At 68.1% G+C, this 19,023-nt stretch carries 20 protein-coding genes; 8 read left to right on the top strand and 12 right to left on the bottom strand.

Annotation, left to right across the window (positions count from 1 at the left end; genetic code table 11):
• The 3 genes from rpmI to pyk form a co-directional block, all read right to left on the bottom strand.
• Positions 1–201, bottom strand: a complete 201-nt coding sequence (gene rpmI / locus AC13D8_RS13140; protein WP_129433948.1) for a 50S ribosomal protein L35 — start codon at positions 199–201, stop codon at positions 1–3.
• Positions 202–325: 124 nt separating this feature from the next.
• The gene (locus tag AC13D8_RS13135) at positions 326–550 is read right to left on the bottom strand and encodes a hypothetical protein (RefSeq protein WP_482969196.1); all 225 of its coding nucleotides are present in this window, start codon (positions 548–550) and stop codon (positions 326–328) included.
• Positions 551–587: 37 nt separating this feature from the next.
• A complete protein-coding gene (gene pyk, locus AC13D8_RS13130) occupies positions 588–2,033 on the bottom strand; it encodes a pyruvate kinase (RefSeq protein ID WP_104017157.1) in 1,446 nt (481 codons plus the stop codon).
• Between the two features lie 124 nt (positions 2,034–2,157).
• Here pyk and AC13D8_RS13125 point away from each other — a divergent pair, with 124 nt between their 5' ends.
• The 4 genes from AC13D8_RS13125 to AC13D8_RS13110 all read left to right on the top strand — a co-directional run bounded on the left by AC13D8_RS13125 (position 2,158) and on the right by AC13D8_RS13110 (position 5,501).
• Positions 2,158–2,895 (top strand): N-formylglutamate amidohydrolase, encoded by a 738-nt coding sequence (locus AC13D8_RS13125; RefSeq protein WP_482969195.1) that lies wholly within the window; start codon positions 2,158–2,160, stop codon positions 2,893–2,895.
• 56 nt (positions 2,896–2,951) lie between these two features.
• Positions 2,952–3,266, top strand: a complete 315-nt coding sequence (locus tag AC13D8_RS13120) for a DUF1244 domain-containing protein (RefSeq protein ID WP_482969194.1) — start codon at positions 2,952–2,954, stop codon at positions 3,264–3,266.
• Positions 3,267–3,323: 57 nt separating this feature from the next.
• The gene (locus tag AC13D8_RS13115) at positions 3,324–4,028 is read left to right on the top strand and encodes a glutathione S-transferase family protein (RefSeq protein WP_482969193.1); all 705 of its coding nucleotides are present in this window, start codon (positions 3,324–3,326) and stop codon (positions 4,026–4,028) included.
• A gap of 99 nt (positions 4,029–4,127) precedes the next feature.
• Positions 4,128–5,501, top strand: a complete 1,374-nt coding sequence (locus tag AC13D8_RS13110; protein ID WP_104017161.1) for an L-serine ammonia-lyase — start codon at positions 4,128–4,130, stop codon at positions 5,499–5,501.
• Positions 5,502–5,609: 108 nt separating this feature from the next.
• On the opposite strand, the gene AC13D8_RS13105 is transcribed toward AC13D8_RS13110, so the two are convergent.
• The 4 genes from AC13D8_RS13105 to ilvD form a co-directional block, all read right to left on the bottom strand.
• The gene (locus tag AC13D8_RS13105; RefSeq protein ID WP_482969192.1) at positions 5,610–5,987 is read right to left on the bottom strand and encodes a hypothetical protein; all 378 of its coding nucleotides are present in this window, start codon (positions 5,985–5,987) and stop codon (positions 5,610–5,612) included.
• A 14-nt stretch (positions 5,988–6,001) separates the two neighbouring features.
• Complete coding sequence (locus AC13D8_RS13100) at positions 6,002–6,760, bottom strand: DUF6478 family protein (RefSeq protein ID WP_482969191.1); 759 nt, start codon at positions 6,758–6,760, stop codon at positions 6,002–6,004.
• 75 nt (positions 6,761–6,835) lie between these two features.
• Positions 6,836–7,561 carry a hypothetical protein gene (locus tag AC13D8_RS13095; protein ID WP_482969190.1) on the bottom strand — a complete coding sequence of 242 codons (726 nt, stop codon included), beginning with the start codon at positions 7,559–7,561 and terminating at the stop codon, positions 6,836–6,838.
• Entirely contained in the window at positions 7,542–9,299 is a 1,758-nt protein-coding gene (gene ilvD, locus AC13D8_RS13090) for a dihydroxy-acid dehydratase (protein WP_482969189.1), read from the bottom strand. The genes AC13D8_RS13095 and ilvD overlap by 20 nt, the downstream gene beginning before the upstream one ends.
• A gap of 113 nt (positions 9,300–9,412) precedes the next feature.
• On the opposite strand from ilvD, the gene AC13D8_RS13085 reads away from it, so the two are divergent.
• From AC13D8_RS13085 to AC13D8_RS13075, 3 genes are all read left to right on the top strand, one after another.
• A complete protein-coding gene (locus tag AC13D8_RS13085; RefSeq protein WP_482969188.1) occupies positions 9,413–10,300 on the top strand; it encodes a CPBP family intramembrane glutamic endopeptidase in 888 nt (295 codons plus the stop codon).
• 61 nt (positions 10,301–10,361) lie between these two features.
• On the top strand, positions 10,362–11,288 hold the full coding sequence (gene accD / locus AC13D8_RS13080) for an acetyl-CoA carboxylase, carboxyltransferase subunit beta (RefSeq protein WP_129433930.1): 927 nt from the start codon (positions 10,362–10,364) through the stop codon (positions 11,286–11,288).
• Entirely contained in the window at positions 11,285–12,559 is a 1,275-nt protein-coding gene (locus AC13D8_RS13075) for a bifunctional folylpolyglutamate synthase/dihydrofolate synthase (RefSeq protein ID WP_482969187.1), read from the top strand. The genes accD and AC13D8_RS13075 overlap by 4 nt, the downstream gene beginning before the upstream one ends.
• Positions 12,560–12,589: 30 nt before the next feature.
• On the opposite strand, the gene nusB is transcribed toward AC13D8_RS13075, so the two are convergent.
• From nusB to ribB, 3 genes are read right to left on the bottom strand one after another with little or no spacing between them, the layout of a single operon-like run.
• On the bottom strand, positions 12,590–13,072 hold the full coding sequence (gene nusB / locus AC13D8_RS13070) for a transcription antitermination factor NusB (RefSeq protein WP_104017169.1): 483 nt from the start codon (positions 13,070–13,072) through the stop codon (positions 12,590–12,592).
• Complete coding sequence (locus tag AC13D8_RS13065) at positions 13,069–13,614, bottom strand: 6,7-dimethyl-8-ribityllumazine synthase (RefSeq protein ID WP_482969186.1); 546 nt, start codon at positions 13,612–13,614, stop codon at positions 13,069–13,071. The genes nusB and AC13D8_RS13065 overlap by 4 nt, the downstream gene beginning before the upstream one ends.
• A gap of 4 nt (positions 13,615–13,618) precedes the next feature.
• Positions 13,619–14,767, bottom strand: coding sequence for a 3,4-dihydroxy-2-butanone-4-phosphate synthase (gene ribB / locus AC13D8_RS13060; protein WP_482969185.1), 1,149 nt, complete (start codon positions 14,765–14,767; stop codon positions 13,619–13,621).
• Between the two features lie 525 nt (positions 14,768–15,292).
• Here ribB and AC13D8_RS13055 point away from each other — a divergent pair.
• Positions 15,293–16,609, top strand: a complete 1,317-nt coding sequence (locus tag AC13D8_RS13055) for an aminotransferase class I/II-fold pyridoxal phosphate-dependent enzyme (RefSeq protein WP_482969184.1) — start codon at positions 15,293–15,295, stop codon at positions 16,607–16,609.
• 63 nt (positions 16,610–16,672) lie between these two features.
• Here AC13D8_RS13055 and AC13D8_RS13050 read toward each other — a convergent pair whose 3' ends face one another.
• Both AC13D8_RS13050 and kdsA read right to left on the bottom strand, forming a co-directional pair.
• Positions 16,673–18,169, bottom strand: a complete 1,497-nt coding sequence (locus AC13D8_RS13050) for a phosphomannomutase/phosphoglucomutase (RefSeq protein WP_482969183.1) — start codon at positions 18,167–18,169, stop codon at positions 16,673–16,675.
• A 19-nt stretch (positions 18,170–18,188) separates the two neighbouring features.
• On the bottom strand, positions 18,189–19,022 hold the full coding sequence (gene kdsA / locus AC13D8_RS13045) for a 3-deoxy-8-phosphooctulonate synthase (protein ID WP_482969182.1): 834 nt from the start codon (positions 19,020–19,022) through the stop codon (positions 18,189–18,191).
• Between the last annotated feature and the right edge of the window lies 1 nt (position 19,023).

The following is a 19,023-nucleotide window of genomic DNA, read 5'->3' as shown; positions in this document are numbered from 1 at the left end:
TTAACGCGAATACGGCATCATAGGCTTGATGATCTGCTCATCGGCCTTGCTCAGCGTGGTCGTGCCACGCGCGTTGCGGATGAATTTGTTGCTGCGCTTGATCATCCCGTGGCGCTTGCCAGCCTGGGCGGTGATGATCTTGCCAGTGGCGGACACCTTGAACCGCTTCTTGCAGCTCGACTTGGTCTTCATCTTGGGCATTTCCGGCTCCTTTGTAGGTCGGTCGTCCCGCTCGTCTCGGCATGCCTCTTCGGGCCGGACCAGCGGATTGAGCGCGCCGTATACGCCAGCATCGGGCATTGTGCAAGAGCGGCCAGCGCGGCGATCACGGCAGGTAGCGGGCAATCACGTTGAGGATGACGGCGGGCAGTTCGGCGAACGTGTAGCCGCCGGGCTTTTGCGAGATCGCCCAGATGATCATCCCGCCCGCGATCACAAGCACCAGAGCGCCGACGCGCGGCGCGCGCGCCTCCGATATCGCCGAGAGTATCGAGGGCACGGAAAAGACGCCGAGCACCAGCCCGATCGCCATCGCCAGATCCGCATCCATCGAAACACCCCCCCGCAGGACACCTGCAACAGCGTGATTATCCCGGATCGGTGGCGTAGATCAAACTTTCCTTGCAGGGTGCGATGCGCAGGATGTTGGTGGTGCCGGGCACGTTGAAGGGCACGCCCGCGGTAACGACGATCTGGTCGCTCTCGTCGGCATAGCCCTGCGCACGCGCCGCGCGTGCGGCGTTGAGCACCGCCAGCTTGAACCGGGTGAGCTGTTCGGTCATCACGCAGTTCACCCCCCAGGTCAGTGCCAGGCGTCGGGCGGTGGTGCGCAGGCTGGTGAGCGCGATGATCGGCACATGCGGACGCTCGCGCGCCGTCAGCAGCGCGGTTGTGCCCGATTCGGTGTAACAGCAGATCGCCTTGATATCGGTGGTCTCGGCGATCTCGCGCGCTGCCACGACGATGGCGTCGGCGATGCTCTGGCGGTTGACCCGGCGGCTGGCCTCGATGACCTCGTGATAGGTGGGGTCGCTTTCCACCTCGCGCGCCACGTTGTCCATCGTGGTCACCGCCTCCACCGGGTAATCGCCCGCCGCCGATTCGGCCGAAAGCATGATCGCGTCCGCCCCCTCGTAGATGGCGGTGGCCACGTCCGAGACCTCGGCGCGGGTGGGCATCGGGCTCTCGATCATCGATTCGAGCATCTGCGTGGCGACGATCACCGGCTTGGCCGCCGCGCGGCACTTGCGTACCAGCCGTTTCTGGATCGGTGGCACGTTCTGTACCGGCAGTTCCACGCCGAGATCGCCGCGCGCCACCATGATCCCGTCCGAGACGGCGAGGATGTCGTCAAAGCACGTCACCGCGGCCGGTTTCTCGATCTTCGACATGATCGCGGCGCGCCCCCGCACCAGCGTGCGCGCCTCGTTCACGTCCTCGGGACGCTGCACGAAGCTGAGCGCGAGCCAGTCCACGCCAAGCTCGCAAGCGAATTCCAGGTCGGCGCGGTCCTTGTCCGACAGCGCGGCCACGGGCAGCACCACGTCGGGCACGTTGACGCCCTTGCGGTTGGAAATGATCCCCCCCACGATCACCTCGCATTCGGCGAAATCGGCGGCGCATTCCTTCACCCGCAGCCGGATCTTGCCGTCGTTGACCAGCAGGTTCGCCCCCGGCTCCAATGCCGCGAAAATCTCTGGATGCGGCAGGCAGACGCGGGTGGCATCGCCCTCCGCCTCGTCGAGGTCGAGCCGGAACGCCGCGCCCTCGATCAGTTCCTCCTCGCCGCGGGCAAAGGTGCCGACCCGCAGTTTCGGGCCCTGCAGGTCGGCGAGGATGGCGATGGGGCTGTTCATTTCCGCCTCGATCTCGCGGATGATGCGATGGCGCTCGGCGATCTCGTGGTGCTCGCCGTGGCTCATGTTGAGGCGGAACACGTCCGCGCCAGCCTCGTGCAGCGCGCGGATGGTGGCGTAATCGGACGAGGCCGGGCCGAGCGTGGCCACGATCTTGACATTGCGATGCCGTCTCATCTGCTGTCCTCCTGCTGAAATCCGGAATTGTTATCGCTAACGGTGCGTTGGGGGCGTTATGACCCAATTCCCTTTTCCCGGCAACTGTCCTAGAGCAGGCGGACGCCAAATACCAACCCGGATCATGCATCAACCATATCACATCGAGGGCGGATCGCGCCCCGCACGCTGGATCGTGACCTGCGATCACGCCACCAACGCGGTGCCCGACTTCGTCGGCGGCGGCAGCCTTGGCATTTCCCCTTCGGACATGGCGCGCCACATCGCCTATGACGTGGGTGCGGCAGGGGTGGCCCGCGCGCTGGCCGCCGCGCTCGATGCCCCGGCGATCCTGTCGAATTTCTCGCGGCTGGTGATCGACCCGAATCGCGGCGAGGACGATCCCACCCTGGTGATGAAGCTCTACGACGGCACGGTGATCCCGGCCAACAGGCACGTCAGCGACGAGGATTTCTTGCGCCGGCTCAACCGGCTCTACCGGCCCTATCACACCGCGCTGGCCGAGTTGGCGGCGCGGCGCGCGGACACGGTGATCGTCTCCGTCCACAGTTTCACGCCGCAATTCCGCGGTCGCCCGCCGCGCCCGTGGCATATCGGGCTGCTCTACGCCGCCGACACGCGACTGGCCCGACCGCTGATCGCGCGGCTGCGCGAGGAGCCCGATCTCTGTGTCGGTGACAACGAGCCCTATGGCGGCCACCTGCCCGGAGACAGCATCGCGCGCCACGCCATTGCCTTTGAGCGGCCCAACGTGCTGATCGAGCTGCGCAACGACCTGATCGAGACGCGCGAGGCACAGGCGGCCTGGGGCGCGCGGCTGGCCCCCATCCTCGCCGAGGTGGCCGCGCGGGTGGGTGTCTGAGGGGCCTTGCGCGGCGTGCCCGCCCGGCCCATCTTTGCACCAAAGGGAGAGAGATCATGGACGACCAGACCCGGACCGAGCTGGAGGCCGCCGCGTTTCGCAGGCTGCGCGCCCACCTGATGGACAAGCGCACCGACGTGCAGAATATCGACCTGATGAACCTCGCGGGGTTCTGCCGCAATTGCCTGAGCCGCTGGTATCAGGAGGCCGCGCACGAGCGCGGCATCGAGATGTCCAAGGAAGAGGCGCGCGAGATCTATTACGGGATGCCCTATGCCGAGTGGAAGGCGCGTTACCAGACCGATGCCGATGCCGAGAAGAAGGCAGCGTTCGATGCCGCCTTCGCGGAAAACGTCGGCGAAACCGGGTAGGGGGGTCTTCTTGGCAGAAAGACTCATGATCCCGCCCGCGCGACCGGGCCGGACGCCATGAACGGCGGCTACCGGTTGTATTACGCGCCCGACAACGCCTCGCTCATCGTGCGGCTCGCGCTCGAGGAGTTGGGCGCGCCCTACCAGACCGTGCTGGTGGATCGCCGGGCGCGGGCGCAGAAATCTTCGGCCTACCTGGCGCTTAACCCCGCGGGGCTGATCCCCGTGCTGGAGACGCCGGACGGTCCGGTGTTCGAGACCGGCGCAATCCTTTTGTGGCTGGCGGACCGGCATGGCGCGCTGGTCCCCACCCCGGGCGATCCGGAGCGCGCCGTGGTTCTTAAGTGGCTGTTTTTCCTGTCTAACACGCTGCATCCGGCTCTGCGCATGATTTTCTATCCCGATCAATACGCAGGTGCGGACCGGGCCGTTCAGGCGGCGCTGCGCGCGCATATGCAGGGCGAGGCGGTGCGCCACCTCGACATGCTCGACCGCGCGGCGGACGACGATCCGGCGCTGTTCAGCGGCGCGGCGCCGGGTGTGCTCGGGCTCTATCTCGGCCCTGCCTTGCGCTGGGCCGCGCTCTACCCGGCGGGCGACACCGAATGGTTCGACCTGTCGCGCTGGCCACGGCTCGGGGCGCTGGCCCGCGATCTGGAAGCCCGCGACAGCACCCGCGCCGCCATCGCCGCCGAGGGGTTGGGGGATCAGCCCTTCACCGCCCCGGAACATCCCGATCCGCCGGAGGGCGCGGCGCTTTGAGCCGCGCGCATGTCATCCACACGGCACCGAACGGTCGCTTTCGGACAAGTGGTGCAGCGGGAAAGACCGGATAACGCACGCGACCAGGGAGCGCGCATCATGTTTCTGTCCGTCTTCGAGATGTTCAAGGTCGGTATCGGCCCGTCCTCGTCACACACGATGGGGCCGATGGTGGCCGCCGCGCGCTTTCTTGATCGGATGCGCGCCGAGCCATTCCATTACGCGGGGCTCAAGGGGTCGCTGCACGGCTCGCTTGCCTTTACCGGGATCGGCCACGCGAGCGACCGGGCGACGATCCTCGGGCTCGCGGGCTTTCGCCCCGATACCTATGATGCCGAGGCCGCCGAGGAGGTGCTCGAACAGATTCGCGAGACCCACAAGGTCACGCCGCCGGGACTGCCGGAGTTGAAATTCCACCCCAAGGACGATCTGCAATTCGATTTCGGGCCGAACCTGCCCGGCCATGCCAACGGCATGATCCTGATGGCGACAGATTCGCAGGGCGACGTGATCCTGCAAGACACCTATTACTCCATTGGCGGCGGCTTCGTGATGACCGAAGCCGAGCTGGCCGCGGGCCGCAACACCGACGAGGGCGACCCGGTGCCCTATCCGTTCAAGTCGGCGGTCGAGATGCTGGAGATGGCCGAACGCTCGGGCAAGAGTATCGCCGAAATGAAGCGTGCCAACGAGGTTGCCCGGGGCGGGCCGGAGAACCTGCGCTCTGGCGTGGCGCGCATCTGGCAGGTGATGGACGATTGCATCGAACGGGGGCTGAATTGCGATGGCGTGTTGCCCGGCGGGCTGGGCGTCAAGCGTCGGGCCATGGGTATCCGCGACGCGCTGATCGCCGAGCGCGGCACCAACCTGAGCGCCCCGCACAAGATCAACGACTGGATGAGCGCCTACGCGATGGCCGTCAACGAGGAGAACGCCGCCGGCGGGCAGGTGGTGACGGCCCCCACAAACGGCGCGGCGGGCGTTGTGCCGGCGGTCATCAAGTACTGGCTGGAGCATGTGCCCGGCGCGCATGAGGGCCGGATAGAGGACTTCCTGCTGACCGCGGCCGCCATCGGCGGGCTGGTAAAGTTCAACGCGTCGATCTCGGGCGCGGAGGCAGGGTGCCAGGCCGAGGTGGGCAGCGCCTCGGCGATGGCGGCGGCCGGGCTCTGCGCGGTGCTGGGCGGCACGCCGCAGCAGATCGAGAACGCCGCCGAGATCGCGCTGGAGCATCACCTCGGCATGACCTGTGACCCGGTAAAGGGCCTCGTGCAGGTGCCCTGCATCGAGCGCAACGGGCTGGGCGCGATCAAGGCCGTTTCGGCGGCGTCGCTGGCGCTGCGGGGGGACGGCACGCATTTCGTGCCGCTCGACGCCTGCATCGAGACCATGCGCCAGACCGGCGCGGACATGAGCGAGAAGTACAAGGAAACCTCGCTGGGCGGGCTGGCGGTGAACATCCCCAATTGCTGAGGGTGCGGGGGGCGGGTTTTCGCCTGGCGCGGCTCATGCCGGCAGTCGCCCCTGGCCGATCTCGACCACGCACGCCGCTTTGCGGGCGCCACGGCCTCTGCCACCGGCTTACATCGTTTCGAGGCAGTGCCGCCGGAACGCGCGTTTGAGCAGGTCCAGTTCCTCGCGCAGGAGTGCGATCTCGGCCCGCAGGTCGTAGGCGAGCGCGTCGCCCGCCACCAGCGCGAAGCTGTCGAGCACCGCGTCGCTGCCCCGGTCGCGGATCACGAAGGTCTGCACCCCGTCGGCGATCCGGTCGGCGGGCACCGGCACGCGCAGCACCCAGTCGGCGCTGTCGGGGCGGGCGATCACCTCGACCCCGGCGAGCGGCTCCTGCTGGTGCGTCACCTCGATCTCGGGTGGCGCGGCACCGGGCTCGGGACCGGCGAGCACGCCCTCCCAGACGCCTTCGAACAGCCGGGTCTTGGTCAGGGTCCAGTCGCTCATTGCGGTGTCCTTTGTCAGAGAGCCGCGCGCAGGCGACGGCCGAAGGTGACGTCGCGCAGCGTGACCTGGCTCATCGCCGGGTTCTCGAAGATCAGGTCGATCCACGCGCGTTCGAGCCGTTTCTCGTTGAGGCTGGAATAGGCGAGGTCGAATTCGACCGTGTTCTCCTGCGCGTCAAGCGGCAGTTTGCGGATGATCTGCTCGGTATTGGGGCCGTGGCGGACATTGAGCCGGGCAAAGATTTCCAGCGGCTTTTCCATGTCGATGATGGTGTCGAGCCGCACGAGGTGACGCTTGGTCATGCCCTCGATCGCCTCTGGCGGCAGGTCGATCGCCAGCGACAGGAACGAGCCGTCGAAGGCGAACGTGTCCATGCGCAACCCGTAGGGCGCGAGATCGGATTCGCGGGTGTTGCGCACTTGCCGCAGCGACAATTCGGAATGGGCGCAATCGTGAAACAATGTCACCCCGCGCCCCAGCGTCGTGCGCGATGGCACCGAGGCCAGGCCCGGCACGGGCAGCGGCAGGCGCCAGATCTCGGGCCGCCACGACCAGTCGGTGCCGTGGGGCCGGGGAAAGGCGTTCGAGCCCACGACCGGCAGGGCAAGGCGGTGGTCGGCCACAGCGAGCGCCTCTTGCAGGAAATGCAAGAGCCGTGTGCCCCCCGAGCGGATGCGGCGCAGCTCGTCGAGGCTCATGTCCGGGGCGCCGCGGGCGGCCCTGCGCCAGGCACGCATCGCGCGGCGATGCAGGACGGTGTCGAGCAGTTTCATGCGGGGCGCACCTTTGAATACCCTGTCGCGCACGGCAGAGGCCGCGACGTTACCATGACAGGAATGTGCATAGCATTAATCCGAAACGGGAAACAATCGCGCGAAGAAGCCGCGGCGTTGCGTCTTCGCCGCAGTCGTCTCCGCCCCGGTCTCCGCCTCGGTTGTCGTCTCGGCCTCGACCTCTGTGTCAGTATCCGCTTCTGCCGGTGCCTCCGGCGCCCGCCCGGACAGCCCGGCTGCGAGATCGGCGAGCAGCAGGCGGCCCTCGCGCCCGGCAAGCGCACTGCCCTCGGGGGCGTAGAGCGAGAGGCTCGCGAGGTGCCCGCCGACCAAGCGCGCGCCGCGCCAGTGGCGCGGGTCGCCGCCGGGCAGGACTGCCTCGCCGCCCTGCATCACCTGCACATAGGCAAGACCCGCCTCCTGCCCCTGTGCGCCCACCGGCGCCGGGGCTATGGCGGCGACGAGGCCCTCGGCGTCGGGCGGGGCGGCGTCACGGGCTTGCCGCATGACCGAGACGGTCATCAGCGCTGGCGCCGCGGTCTGGCCCGGCGTGCCGGCCAGTTGCGCGCACGGGGCCAGCAGCGCAAAGCCGCCGCCACCGGCGAGGCTGCGCAGGCTGCCGTCATCGATGCAATAGCCGCGCGGCGCGCTCACCCGCACCGCGCCCGCGCCAAGCACGATCTCCGTTACCGGGCGTTGCGGGCTATCGGCGACGGTGCCGAGACATCCGGGCAGCGCGAGCAGAAGCGCGGCGCAGGCGAGGGCGCGCCGCGCGCCGGGCTCAGATATCCATGTAGACATGGGATTCGGCCTGCGCGCCGGGATGGGTGACAGCGCCCTTGTAGGTCGGCCCCACGAGCTGCGCGTATTTCCACAGCGCACCGGCGGTATACATCGTCTTGCGCGGGCCGGTCCATGCCTCGCGACGGCGGGCAAGCTCCTCGTCCGACAGATCGACCGACAGTTGCCCCTTGATCGCGTCGATGGTGATCGTGTCGCCCGTCTCGATCAGCGCGATGGGCCCGCCCTGCGCGGCCTCGGGGCCGACATGGCCCACGCAGAAGCCGCGCGTCGCGCCCGAGAAGCGGCCATCGGTGATAAGCGCCACCTTCTTGCCCATGCCCTGCCCCGAAAGGGCGGCGGTGGTCGACAGCATTTCGCGCATCCCCGGCCCGCCCGCGGGCCCCTCGTTGCGGATGACGATCACCTCGCCCTCCTCGTAGCTGCGCGCCTTGACGGCGGCAAAGGCGTCCTCCTCGCATTCGAACACGCGCGCCGGTCCGGTAAAGACCTGGTGCTCGGGCGCGATACCCGCGACCTTGACGATGGCCCCCTCGGGCGCGAGGTTGCCCTTGAGCCCGACGACGCCGCCGGTTTTCGTGAGGGGGGCGTCGATGGTGTGGATGACGCGGCCATCGGCCTCGCGCGTGATAAGCTCGAGTTCCTCGCCGATGGAGCGGCCGGAGGCGGTGATGCAATCCTCGTGGATGAGCCCCGCCTTGCGCAACTCCTTCATCACCACGGGGATGCCGCCCGCGTCAAAGAGATCCTTGGCGACGAATTGTCCGCCCGGCTTCAGATCGACGAAATAGGGCGTGTCGCGGAAGATTTCGCAGACATCTTCGAGGAAGAAGTCGATCCCCGCCTCGTGGGCGATCGCGGGCAGGTGCAGCCCGGCATTGGTGCTGCCGCCGGTGCAAGCCACCACGCGCGCCGCGTTCTCCAGGCTCTTGCGGGTGACCACGTCGCGCGCGCGGATGTTGTTCGCCAACAGCTCCATCACCGCGCGGCCAGATGCCTCGCCATACTGGTCGCGGCTCTCGTAGGGGGCGGGCATACCGGAGGAATTCATCAGCGCCAGCCCGATCGCCTCGGAAACGCAGGCCATCGTGTTGGCGGTGAACTGCCCGCCACAGGCCCCCGCCGAGGGGCAGGCCACGCGTTCGAGCATTTCGAGCGCGGCATCCGACAGCGTGCCGTTCTGGTTGCGGCCGACGGCCTCGAACATGTCCTGCACGGTCAGATCGCGCGAGCGGAAATCCTCGGGAATCTCGTCCACCTGCGGCGCGCGGCCCGGCAGGATCGAGCCACCATAGATGAACACCGACGGCACGTTGAGCCGCACCATGGCCATCATCATCCCGGGCAGCGATTTGTCGCAGCCCGCCAGCCCCACCAGCGCGTCGTAGCAATGCCCGCGCATGGTCAGCTCCACCGTGTCGGCGATGGCCTCGCGGCTGGCGAGGCTCGAGCGCATCCCCTCGTGGCCCATCGCGATTCCGTCGGTGACGGTGATGGTGGTAAACTCGCGCGGGGTGCCATGCGCCTCCTTGACGCCGCCCTTGACGGCCTGCGCCTGGCGGCTGAGCGCGATGTTGCACGGTGCGGCCTCGTTCCAGCAGGTTGCGACGCCGACGAGGGGCTGATGGATCTCGGTCTCGGTCATGCCCATCGCGTAGTAGTAGGACCGGTGCGGGGCGCGGGCGGAGCCCTCGGTCACGTAGCGGCTGGGCAGTTTGGACTTGTCGAAGCGGGTCATCTGGGGCCTCTCGGGATTGGCTGGCGATTTTCGGCTGGCATCCGGTCTAGGCCAGCGCGCGGCGCGGGGCAAGCCGATTGCACCCCCACCCGCACCCCGCTAGCGTGCCCGCCATGCGTTACGCCGCCCACGAGATCCTGGTCGCCCCCGCACGCCCCTCCGCAGGACTGGGGCGGCTGGGGGCGGGTATCTGCCTGACCGTGGCCCTGTTCTTCCTGTTGAGCATCATGTGGTCGGGGCTGTTGCCGGTGATATTCGGTGTCGAGCGCTGGGCCCGGATCGTACCGGGGGTCGAGACGGCGACGACGCCCACGGGCGTGCTGATCAATCTCGCCACCTTCGGCCTGCTGATCGTGGCGCTCGCACTCAGCCTGCGCGCGGTGCACCGGCGGGGCCTCATGAGCCTCGTGGGGCCGCTGCCGCGTGCGACGCGGCAGTTCGGGCGGGCGTTGCTCGCGGTTGCGGCGCTCCACGCCATCATTGCCCTCGTGCCCCTACCCGAGGCGATGGCGCTCGAGCGCAACCTCGCCGCCGCGACATGGGCGATGCTGCTGCCGCTGGGGATTGCCGGGCTGTTTTGCCAGGTCTTCGCCGAGGAGGTGGCGTTTCGCGGCTACCTGCAAACCCAGCTTGCCGCGCGCTTCACCTCGCCGGTGATCTGGATGTCGCTGCCCGCGCTCGGCTTCGGGCTGCTGCATTTCGACAGTGTTACCTATGGCGCGAATGGCTGGCTGGTGATGGTCTGGGCCACGGGGTTCGGGCTGGCCGCCGCCGATCTGACCGCACGGTTCGGCACGCTGGGGCCGGCTACGGCGCTGCATTTCGTCAACAATTTCAGCGCCATCCTCGTGGCCGCGCCGAAGGGGCAGTTCGACGGGCTGGCGCTCTATGTCTTTCCCTTCTCGCTGGGCGAAGAGGGCGCGGTGCTGGCGGTCCTGCCCACGGATATCCTGATGCTGCTCTGTAGCTGGCTGGCGATCCGGCTGGCCCTGCGCGGCTGATTGCATTTCGTGCGCCGCCCGCTTAAGTGAGGGCAGGATCAGCGACAGGACCCGGCCCGCGATGAACTGGATCACCAATTACGTGCGCCCGCGCATCAACTCGATCTTCTCGCGCCGCGAGATGCCCGAGAACCTGTGGACGAAATGCGACGAGTGCGGAACTATGCTGTTTCACCGCGAGTTGTCCGGCAATCTCAACGTCTGCACCAGTTGCGGCTACCACATGGGGATCACGCCGCGCGCGCGCTTTGCCGCGCTGTTCGACGGGGGCGTGTTCACCGAGGTGGCGGTGCCCGCGCCCACGCCCGACCCGCTGCAATTCCGCGACCAGAAAAAATACCCCGACCGGCTGCGCACAGCACAGAAAACCACCGGCGAGAAGGAGGCGATGCTCGTTGCCACCGGCGAGATCGGTCGCACGCCGATCGTCGCGGCGGCACAGGATTTCAGCTTCATGGCCGGGTCGATGGGCATGTATGTGGGCAACGCGATCATCGCCGCCGCCGAGCAGGCGGTGCAGCTCAAGCGCCCGCTGATCCTGTTTTCCGCGGCGGGCGGCGCGCGGATGCAGGAGGGCATCCTGTCCCTCATGCAGATGCCGCGCACCACCGTGGCGGTGCAGATGTTGCGCGAGGCCGGGCTGCCCTACATCGTGGTGCTGACCCATCCCACCACCGGCGGCGTCACCGCCTCCTACGCTATGCTGGGCGATGTGCACATCGCCGAGCCGAACGCGCTGATCTGTTTCGCCGGGCCGCGCGTGATCGAACAGACCATCCGGGAGAAGCTGCCCGAGGGTTTCCAGCGTGCCGAATACCTGCTCGAGCACGGGATGCTCGACCGGGTGACGCCACGCACCGAGTTGCGCGATGACCTGATCACCATCACCCGCATGCTGATGGGCCTGCCGCCCGCGGTGAAGGCCGACCTGCCCGCACCCGCGCCGCTCGCGATCGAGGCACAGGCCACGGACGACGCGGAAAAATGAGCGCGGCCACATCGGACCTCATCCTGTCGCGGATGATGGCGCTGCACCCCAAGATCATCGACCTGACGCTCGACCGCATGTGGCGGCTTCTTGATGCGCTAGGCAATCCGCAGGATCGGCTGCCGCCGGTGATCCACATCGCGGGCACCAACGGCAAGGGCTCGACGCTCGCCATGATCCGGGCAGGGATCGAGGCGGCGGGAAAGACCTGCCACGCCTATACCTCGCCGCACCTGGCGCGGTTTCATGAACGCATCCGGCTGGCCGGGGACCTGATCGCCGAGGATCACCTGACGGCGGTGCTTGACGAGTGCGAGGCCGCCAATGGTGGCGTGCCGATCACCTATTTCGAAATCACCACCTGCGCAGCCCTCCTCGCCATGTCGCGGGTCGAGGCGGATTACACGCTGCTGGAGGTGGGGCTTGGCGGACGGCTCGATGCGACCAACGTGATCGCACGGCCCGCGCTCACGGTCATCACCCCGGTGTCGATGGATCACGAAGGCTTCCTCGGCGACACGCTGGCCGCGATCGCGGGCGAGAAGGCGGGGATTATCAAGCGCCTCGTGCCGTGCGTCGTTGGCCCGCAGGACGACGCGGCGATGGACGTGATCGAGGCGCGCGCCGCACGGCTGGGCGCGCCGCTGCTGGCCCATGGCCAGCACTGGCATGTGCAGCAGGAGCGCGGGCGGCTCGTCTACCAGGACGAACACGGCCTGTGTGACCTGCCGCTGCCGAACCTGCCCGGCGCGCACCAGGTGGAGAATGCGGGTATCGCGCTGGCCGCGCTGCGGGGGCTGGGGCTGGGCGAGGCGGCGCTCGAAGGCGCGGTCACGCGGGCCGAATGGCCCGCGCGGATGCAGCGGCTGGCATGGGGTCCGCTGGTGGACGCGGCGGGCGACGCGGAGCTTTGGCTCGACGGCGGGCACAACCCCGCCGCCGGGCACGCACTGGCGCGGCACCTCGCGGGCCTTGCGCCCCGGCCCACCTACCTCGTCTGCGGGATGCTCAACACCAAGGATGTCTCGGGCTACCTCGCGCCGCTGGCGCGGGTGGCGCAGGGCCTCACCGCCGTGTCCATTCCCGGCGAGGCCAACACCCTGCCCGCCGATGCCACGGCGCAGGCCGCGCGCGGCGTCGGGATGGACGCGCGGATGGCTGAAAGCGCGCTGGCGGCGGTGGAGGAGATCGTCGCCCGGGTGCCGCGCGCGCGCATCCTGATCTGCGGCTCGCTCTACCTCGCGGGCGGCATCCTGCGCGAAAACGGCTGACCGGGCGGACAGCGAGCAGCGGTCAGCGCCTCAGAACGCCTCGGGCCGCGCCTCGCGCGCCATGTGGTCGAGCACGGCATTGACGAATTTCGGCTCGCGCCCCTCGGGATAGAACGCCTTGGCCACCTCGACATATTCCATGATGACCACCTTGGGCGGCGTGCCCTTCTGGCCCATCTCGGCCCCCGCGGCGCGAAACAGCGCGCGCAGAACCGGGTCGATCCGCGCGATCGGCCATTTCGCCACCAGCGCGCGATCGGTCATCTGGTCGATCTTGCCCTGCCAGTTCACCGCCTCGTCGAGGATCAGCCCGAATAGCCCGGCATCGCCCTCGGCCATCTCCACGCCCTCGTCGATCTCGGCACCGAAACGATGCTCGAGAAACTCGCGCCGCACCGCGTCGCTGCCCTGTCCCGATTGCTCCATCTGGTAGAGCGCCTGCACGGCATAGAGCCGGGCCGCGGATTTCATGCTGTGTCTGCCCGGCCGTGCCGGGGCGCTGTCGTCGCTCATGCCTTGGGGTCGTCCTTCGTCTCGCCTGCGATCCGGTATTCGTCCGACGCGGGCTTGAATCCCACGCCCTTGCGCGGGCCGCCCCATTTACGGGCCAGTGCCACCAGATGCAAGGCCGCCGCCGCGGCGCCCGCGCCCTTGTTCATCTCGCCCGGATCGGCGCGCACCTCTGCCTGCGCGCGGTTCTCCACCGTCAGGATACCGTTGCCGATGCACAGCCCCTGTAACCCCAACAGCATCAGCCCGCGCGAGCTGTCGTTGCACACCGTCTCGTAATGCGTGGTTTCGCCCCGGATCACGCAGCCCAGCGCCACGTAGCCGTCAAAGTTGGACATCCGCTCGGCAATCCCGATGGCCGTCGGCAGCTCCAGCGCGCCGGGCACCTCGGCGATCTCGTGGGTCGCGCCCGTGGCCTCGATCTCGGCTACGGCACCGGCGATCAGGTTGTCGGCGATGTCGCGGTAGAACGGCGCCACCACGATGAGCAGCTTCACCGGCGCCTCGAATTCGGCGCGCGGCATGGTGTATTCGTGCTCGGCCATGTCCTCACTCCTCGCTCAGCGGGTGCGTACCCTCGATGGTGATGCCATAGGCATCGAGGCCCAGGTAGCGCGTATCGGGGCTGTCGGTCAGCAGCACCAGCCGGTGAATCCCCAGCACCGCCATGATCTGCGCGCCAAGCCCGGTATGCTTGATCGTGCGCGGAGCATCCTCGTCGGCCATCTCGCCCGCCAGCTTGGGCCGGGGCTGCCGGAACAGGAACACCGCGCCGCGCCCCTCGCGGGCGATGATCTCCATCGCGCGCGGCAGCTTGCCCGCCGGGCCGTGGCCCGCCTGCGCGCCGATGCCCAGCACATCTTCCAGCGCGTTGAGCGCATGCGCCCGTGTCAGCACGGGTTCGCCGTCGGTCACGTTGCCCTTGGTCAGCACGACATGCTCGGTCCCGGTGATCTGGTCGGCGAAGATGCGCATGTCCCATTCGCCGCCGTGGCACGAGGTGACGCGCTCGCGCCCGGTCTCGATCACCAGATTGTCGTGGCGGTGGCGATAGGCGATCAGGTCCGAGATGGTGCCGATCTTGAGGCCATGCTCGGCGGCGAACTCGATCAGGTCGGGCAGCCGCGCCATGCTGCCATCCTCCTTCATGATCTCGCAGATCACGCCTGCCGGATTCAGCCCCGCCAGCCGCGCGATATCCACCGCCGCCTCGGTGTGGCCTGCGCGCACCAGCACCCCGCCGCGCCGCGCGCGCAGCGGGAAAACATGCCCCGGCGTGGCGATATGGGCGTGCGTGTTCTGCTCGTTGATCGCGGTGGCGATGGTCAGCGCCCGGTCTTGGGCGGAAATGCCGGTGCTCACGCCCTCGCGCGCCTCGATCGAGACGGTGAACGCGGTCTCGTGGCGCGAAGAGTTGTTCACCGCCATCATCGGCAGACCCAGCCGGTCGATCCGCTCCGGTGTCATCGGCAGGCAAATGAGGCCGCGCCCGTGGGTGGCCATGAAATTCACCGCCTCCGGCGTGGCGAATTCGGCGGCGATCACCAGGTCGCCCTCGTTCTCGCGGTCCTCGTGATCGACGAGGATCACCATCCGCCCCGCGGCGATTTCGGCAATGATCTCCTCGGTCGGAGAGATCGCGTGGCTCAGATCGGATTCCACCGGCCCCGGCGTCTCGAATGCGGCTCTCTCAGACATCGCGCGCCCCCTTGTCTCAACCCGTGCCAGATAACGCAGCGGCAAGGGAATGGCCAGTACGGTTTGGCGTCTCCCCGGCACGAAACGCCGGGACATCGGGATGGGGCCGCGCCTGCCTCTGCTGCATCCCTGATCGCCCGGATCAGGGCCCGGGAACGGCTCCGCGGGACGAAGCCGCCTGTGGCCGAACGCGCCGTGAAGGTTGCGATTGGCCTGGAGCCGGACGGTTCGGTCTTGGCCCCGGCGCGGAATCGAGGGCGAAGCCCGCCGCCCCATCGCCAGGCCGCCCCCCGGACTGGCGATTTGTCTAAGCTCGCGCACCGATTACAGGTTTTTCGGATTCGGCAGGCATAAAGCGCCCTGAAATTCCGTCGGATCGCCAGCCCGCGGCCTGTCGATGGCGCGGCTCACGGCAACGACCGCCCAAGGCCAGAACCGGCACCCATGCCCATCCCCGCTATTTCCGGTTTGCGCCTGCCGCGCATCGCGCGCAGAGTATCGCCCGACCACCAAAGGAGACGCCCCATGCCCCTTGCCCGCCGCGACTGGGTGCCCGGCCCTTGCGAGGACCTTGTCCAGACCATCGCCACCCGCACCGCCGCGCAGGACGCGGACACCATCGCCGCCCGCATCGAGGCGCTGGCCGTGGAGAACCGCCGCATCCACGATGACGAGTGCTTCAACCTCAATCCCGCCACCAACGTCATGAACCCCCGCGCCGAGGCGCTGCTGGCCTCGGGGCTCGGCTCGCGTCCCTCGCTGGGCTACCCCGGCGACAAGTACGAGACCGGGCTGGAGGCGATCGAAGAGATCGAGGTGATCGCGGCGGAACTCGCGGCCGAGGTTTTCGGCGCGCGCTACGCCGAGATCCGCACGCCCTCCGGCGCCATCGCCAACCTCATGGGTTTCATGGCCACCTGCCAGCCCGGCGACACGATCATCGCGCCCCCCGCTGCCATCGGCGGGCATGTCACCCACCACGGGCCGGGCTGTGCCGGGCTCTATGGCTTGCGCATCATCGAGGCCCCGGTGGCGACCGACGGCTATACCGTGGACGTGGACGCCCTGCGCGCCCTTGCCCACGAGACGCGGCCCCGGCTCATTACGCTGGGGGCCTCGCTCAACCTGGCGGAACACCCGGTTGCCGAGGTGCGCGGCATTGCCGACGACGTCGGCGCGCATCTTCTCTTCGACGCCGCGCATCAATGCGGCATCATCGCCGGGGGCGCATGGAAGAACCCCTTGGCCGAGGGCGCGCACCTGATGACGATGAGCACCTACAAGAGCCTCGGCGGCCCGGCGGGCGGCCTCATCGTCACCAACGACGCGGGTCTTGCCGAGCGGCTCGACGCCATCGCCTTTCCCGGCCTCACCGCCAATTTCGACGCAGCCAAATCCGCCGCGCTCGCCATCACGCTGTGCGACTGGAAAACCCACGGCCGCGCCTATGCCGCGCAGATGGTCGCCGTGGCCCAGGCCCTGGCCGACGCGATGGAGGCCGAGGGGTTGCCGGTGTTCAAGACCCGGGGCGTGGCCACCCGCTCGCACCAGTTCGCGCTCGAGGCTGCCGCGTTTGGTGGCGGGCAGGCGGCGGCGCGGCACCTGCGGCAGGCGGGCTTTCTCGCCTGTGGCATCGGCCTGCCCGTAGCCCCGGTATCGGGCGACATGAACGGCCTGCGCATCGGCACGCCCGAGCTTGTCCGTCGCGGGGTGACACCCGATCATGCCCCGCTTATGGCCCGGTTAATCGCCCGCGCGCTGCGCAGCCCCGAACCTGCAGGTTCGCGCGCCGAAACGACAGGTTGGCGGCGGGAATTCGACCAGGTGCATTACGTGAACTAGATGGCCTGCACCTGGTCCGGCACCGAGGATCTGGTGCAGGGCCCGGCGGTCCGCAGGGCCGTCTCAGATCGTCTGGTCGTAGGCGCCCACGCCCGGCTCGGTGCGGATCACCGCGTCGATATCGGCAAAGATCGCGCGCATCTCTGCCTCGCTCTCGCCGCTCTCGCAGACCACCACGAGGTTGGGTGTATTGCTTGAGGCCCGCACCAACCCCCATGAGCCGTTGTCGAGGATGACCCGTGCGCCGTTGACCGTGACCACCTCCGCGATGGGGCGCCCGGCCACGGTCTCGCCCGCCTCCTGCATCGCCACGAGCCGCGCGACGATCCTGTTGAGAACGCTATATTTTTCTGTATCGGCGCAGTATGGCGACATGGTTGGGGTAGCCCATGTCTGCGGCAGCGCGCGGCGCAGGTCCGACATGGACATGGACGGATTGCGGTCCATCAGCTTGCAGATTTCCACTGCCACGCGCAGCCCGCAATCGTAGCCGCGCCCCACCGGCTCGGCGAAGAAGTAGTGCCCTGATTTCTCGAACCCTGCCAGCGCGCCGAGCTGCTTGACGCGCCGTTTCATGTGGCTGTGGCCGGTTTTCCAGTAATCGGCCTTGGCGCCGTTCCGGCGCAGCACCGGGTCCGAGGCGAAGAGCCCAGTGGATTTCACGTCCGCGACAAAGGTGGCGTTGGGGTAAAGCGCGCTGAGGTCCCGCGCCATGATGACCCCCACCTTGTCGGCAAAGATCTCCTCGCCCTCGTCATCGACCACGCCGCAGCGGTCACCGTCGCCGTCGAAGCCGAGCGCGAAATCCGCCCCGGTGGCGCGCACGGTCGCGGCCATGTCGTGGAGCATCTCCATCGCCTCGGGGTTGGGGTTGTAGTGGGGGAAGGTGTAATCGAGCCGGTTGTGCGAGGGGATCACCTCGACCCCGATGCGCTCGAACAACTCCGGCGCAAAGGCCGAGGCCGTGCCGTTGCCGGTGGCGCAGACCACGCGCAGCTTGCGGGTCATGCGGAAATCGCCCGCAAGATCATCGAGATAGGCTTCGCGCACGCCATCGACGAATTCGTAGCCGCCGCCCTCATGGGGCTGCCCGCGTCCCTCCAGCACGATATCGCGGAGTTCCGCCATCTCGTCTGGGCCATGCGTCAGGGGCCGCTCAAACCCCATCTTGACCCCTGTCCAGCCGTTGGGATTGTGGCTGGCGGTGACCATCGCCACGGCGGGCGCATCGAGGTGGAACTGCGCGAAATAGGCCATCGGCGACAGGCACGGGCCGATGTCCTTTACGTGGATGCCCGCCTGCATCAGCCCGAGGACCAGCGCATTCTTGATGGCGAGCGAGTAGTCCCGGTAATCGTTGCCGACCGCGATCACCGGGTCGATCCCGTGCGCGCGTATCTGCGTACCGAGGCCGAGGCCGAGGGCGGTGATGCCGGGCAGGTTGATCTCGTCGGGATATTTCCAGCGCGCGTCGTATTCTCGGAAACCCGTGGGCGCGATCATCGGGTCGCGGAGAAACTCCCACGTGTTGGGGCTGACGGTGGGCAAGGGTCTGGTCATGAAAGGAACTCGTCTGCGGTCAGAGGGTGATCGGATGGGCCTTGGCCAGCCGGTCGAAGGCCATCAGCGTGTCGATCAGGCCGGGCATTTCGGAGAGCGGGATCATGTTGGGCCCGTCCGAGGGGGCGGTGTCGGGCGCCTCGTGGGTTTCGATGAACACCCCCGCCACGCCGAGCGCCACGGCCGCGCGGGCCATGACGGGGGCGAATTCGCGTTGCCCGCCGCTGCTGCCGCCCTGCCCGCCGGGCTGCTGTACCGAATGGGTGGCGTCCATCACCACCGGGTAGCCGGTGCGCGCCATCTGCGGCAGGCTGCGCATGTCGGCGACAAGCGTATTGTAGCCGAACGAGGTGCCGCGCTCGGTCAGCAGGATGCGGCGGTTGCCGGTCGATTCGATCTTGGCCACCACGTTGGGCATATCCCAGGGCGCCAGGAACTGACCCTTCTTGACGTTGATCGCTGCCCCGGTCTCGCCCGCCGCGAGCAGAAGGTCGGTCTGGCGGCAGAGGAACGCAGGGATTTGAAGGACGTCGACCACCTCGGCCACGGTCGCGCATTGATCGGGCAGGTGTACATCCGTCAGCACCGGAACGCCGAGCGTGTCCTTCACCGATTGCAGCACCTTCAGCCCCTCGTCGAGACCGAGCCCGCGCCGCCCAGTGAGCGAGGTGCGGTTGGCCTTGTCAAAGCTGCCCTTGAAGATCAGCCCGGCGCCCGCGGCGTGGCACGCCTCTTGCAGACTGCCCGCGATCATCTGGGCGTGATCGGCGGATTCGAGCTGGCACGGACCGGCGATGAGCGTGAGCGCCCGGTCGTTGCCGAGCGTCTGGCCGTTCAGGTCGACATGTTGCATA

The organism is Roseovarius sp. B-10 (genome assembly GCF_056859295.1).
The sequence above is the reverse complement of the archived record's forward strand: the minus strand, read 5'-3'. Positions and strand labels throughout refer to the sequence as shown.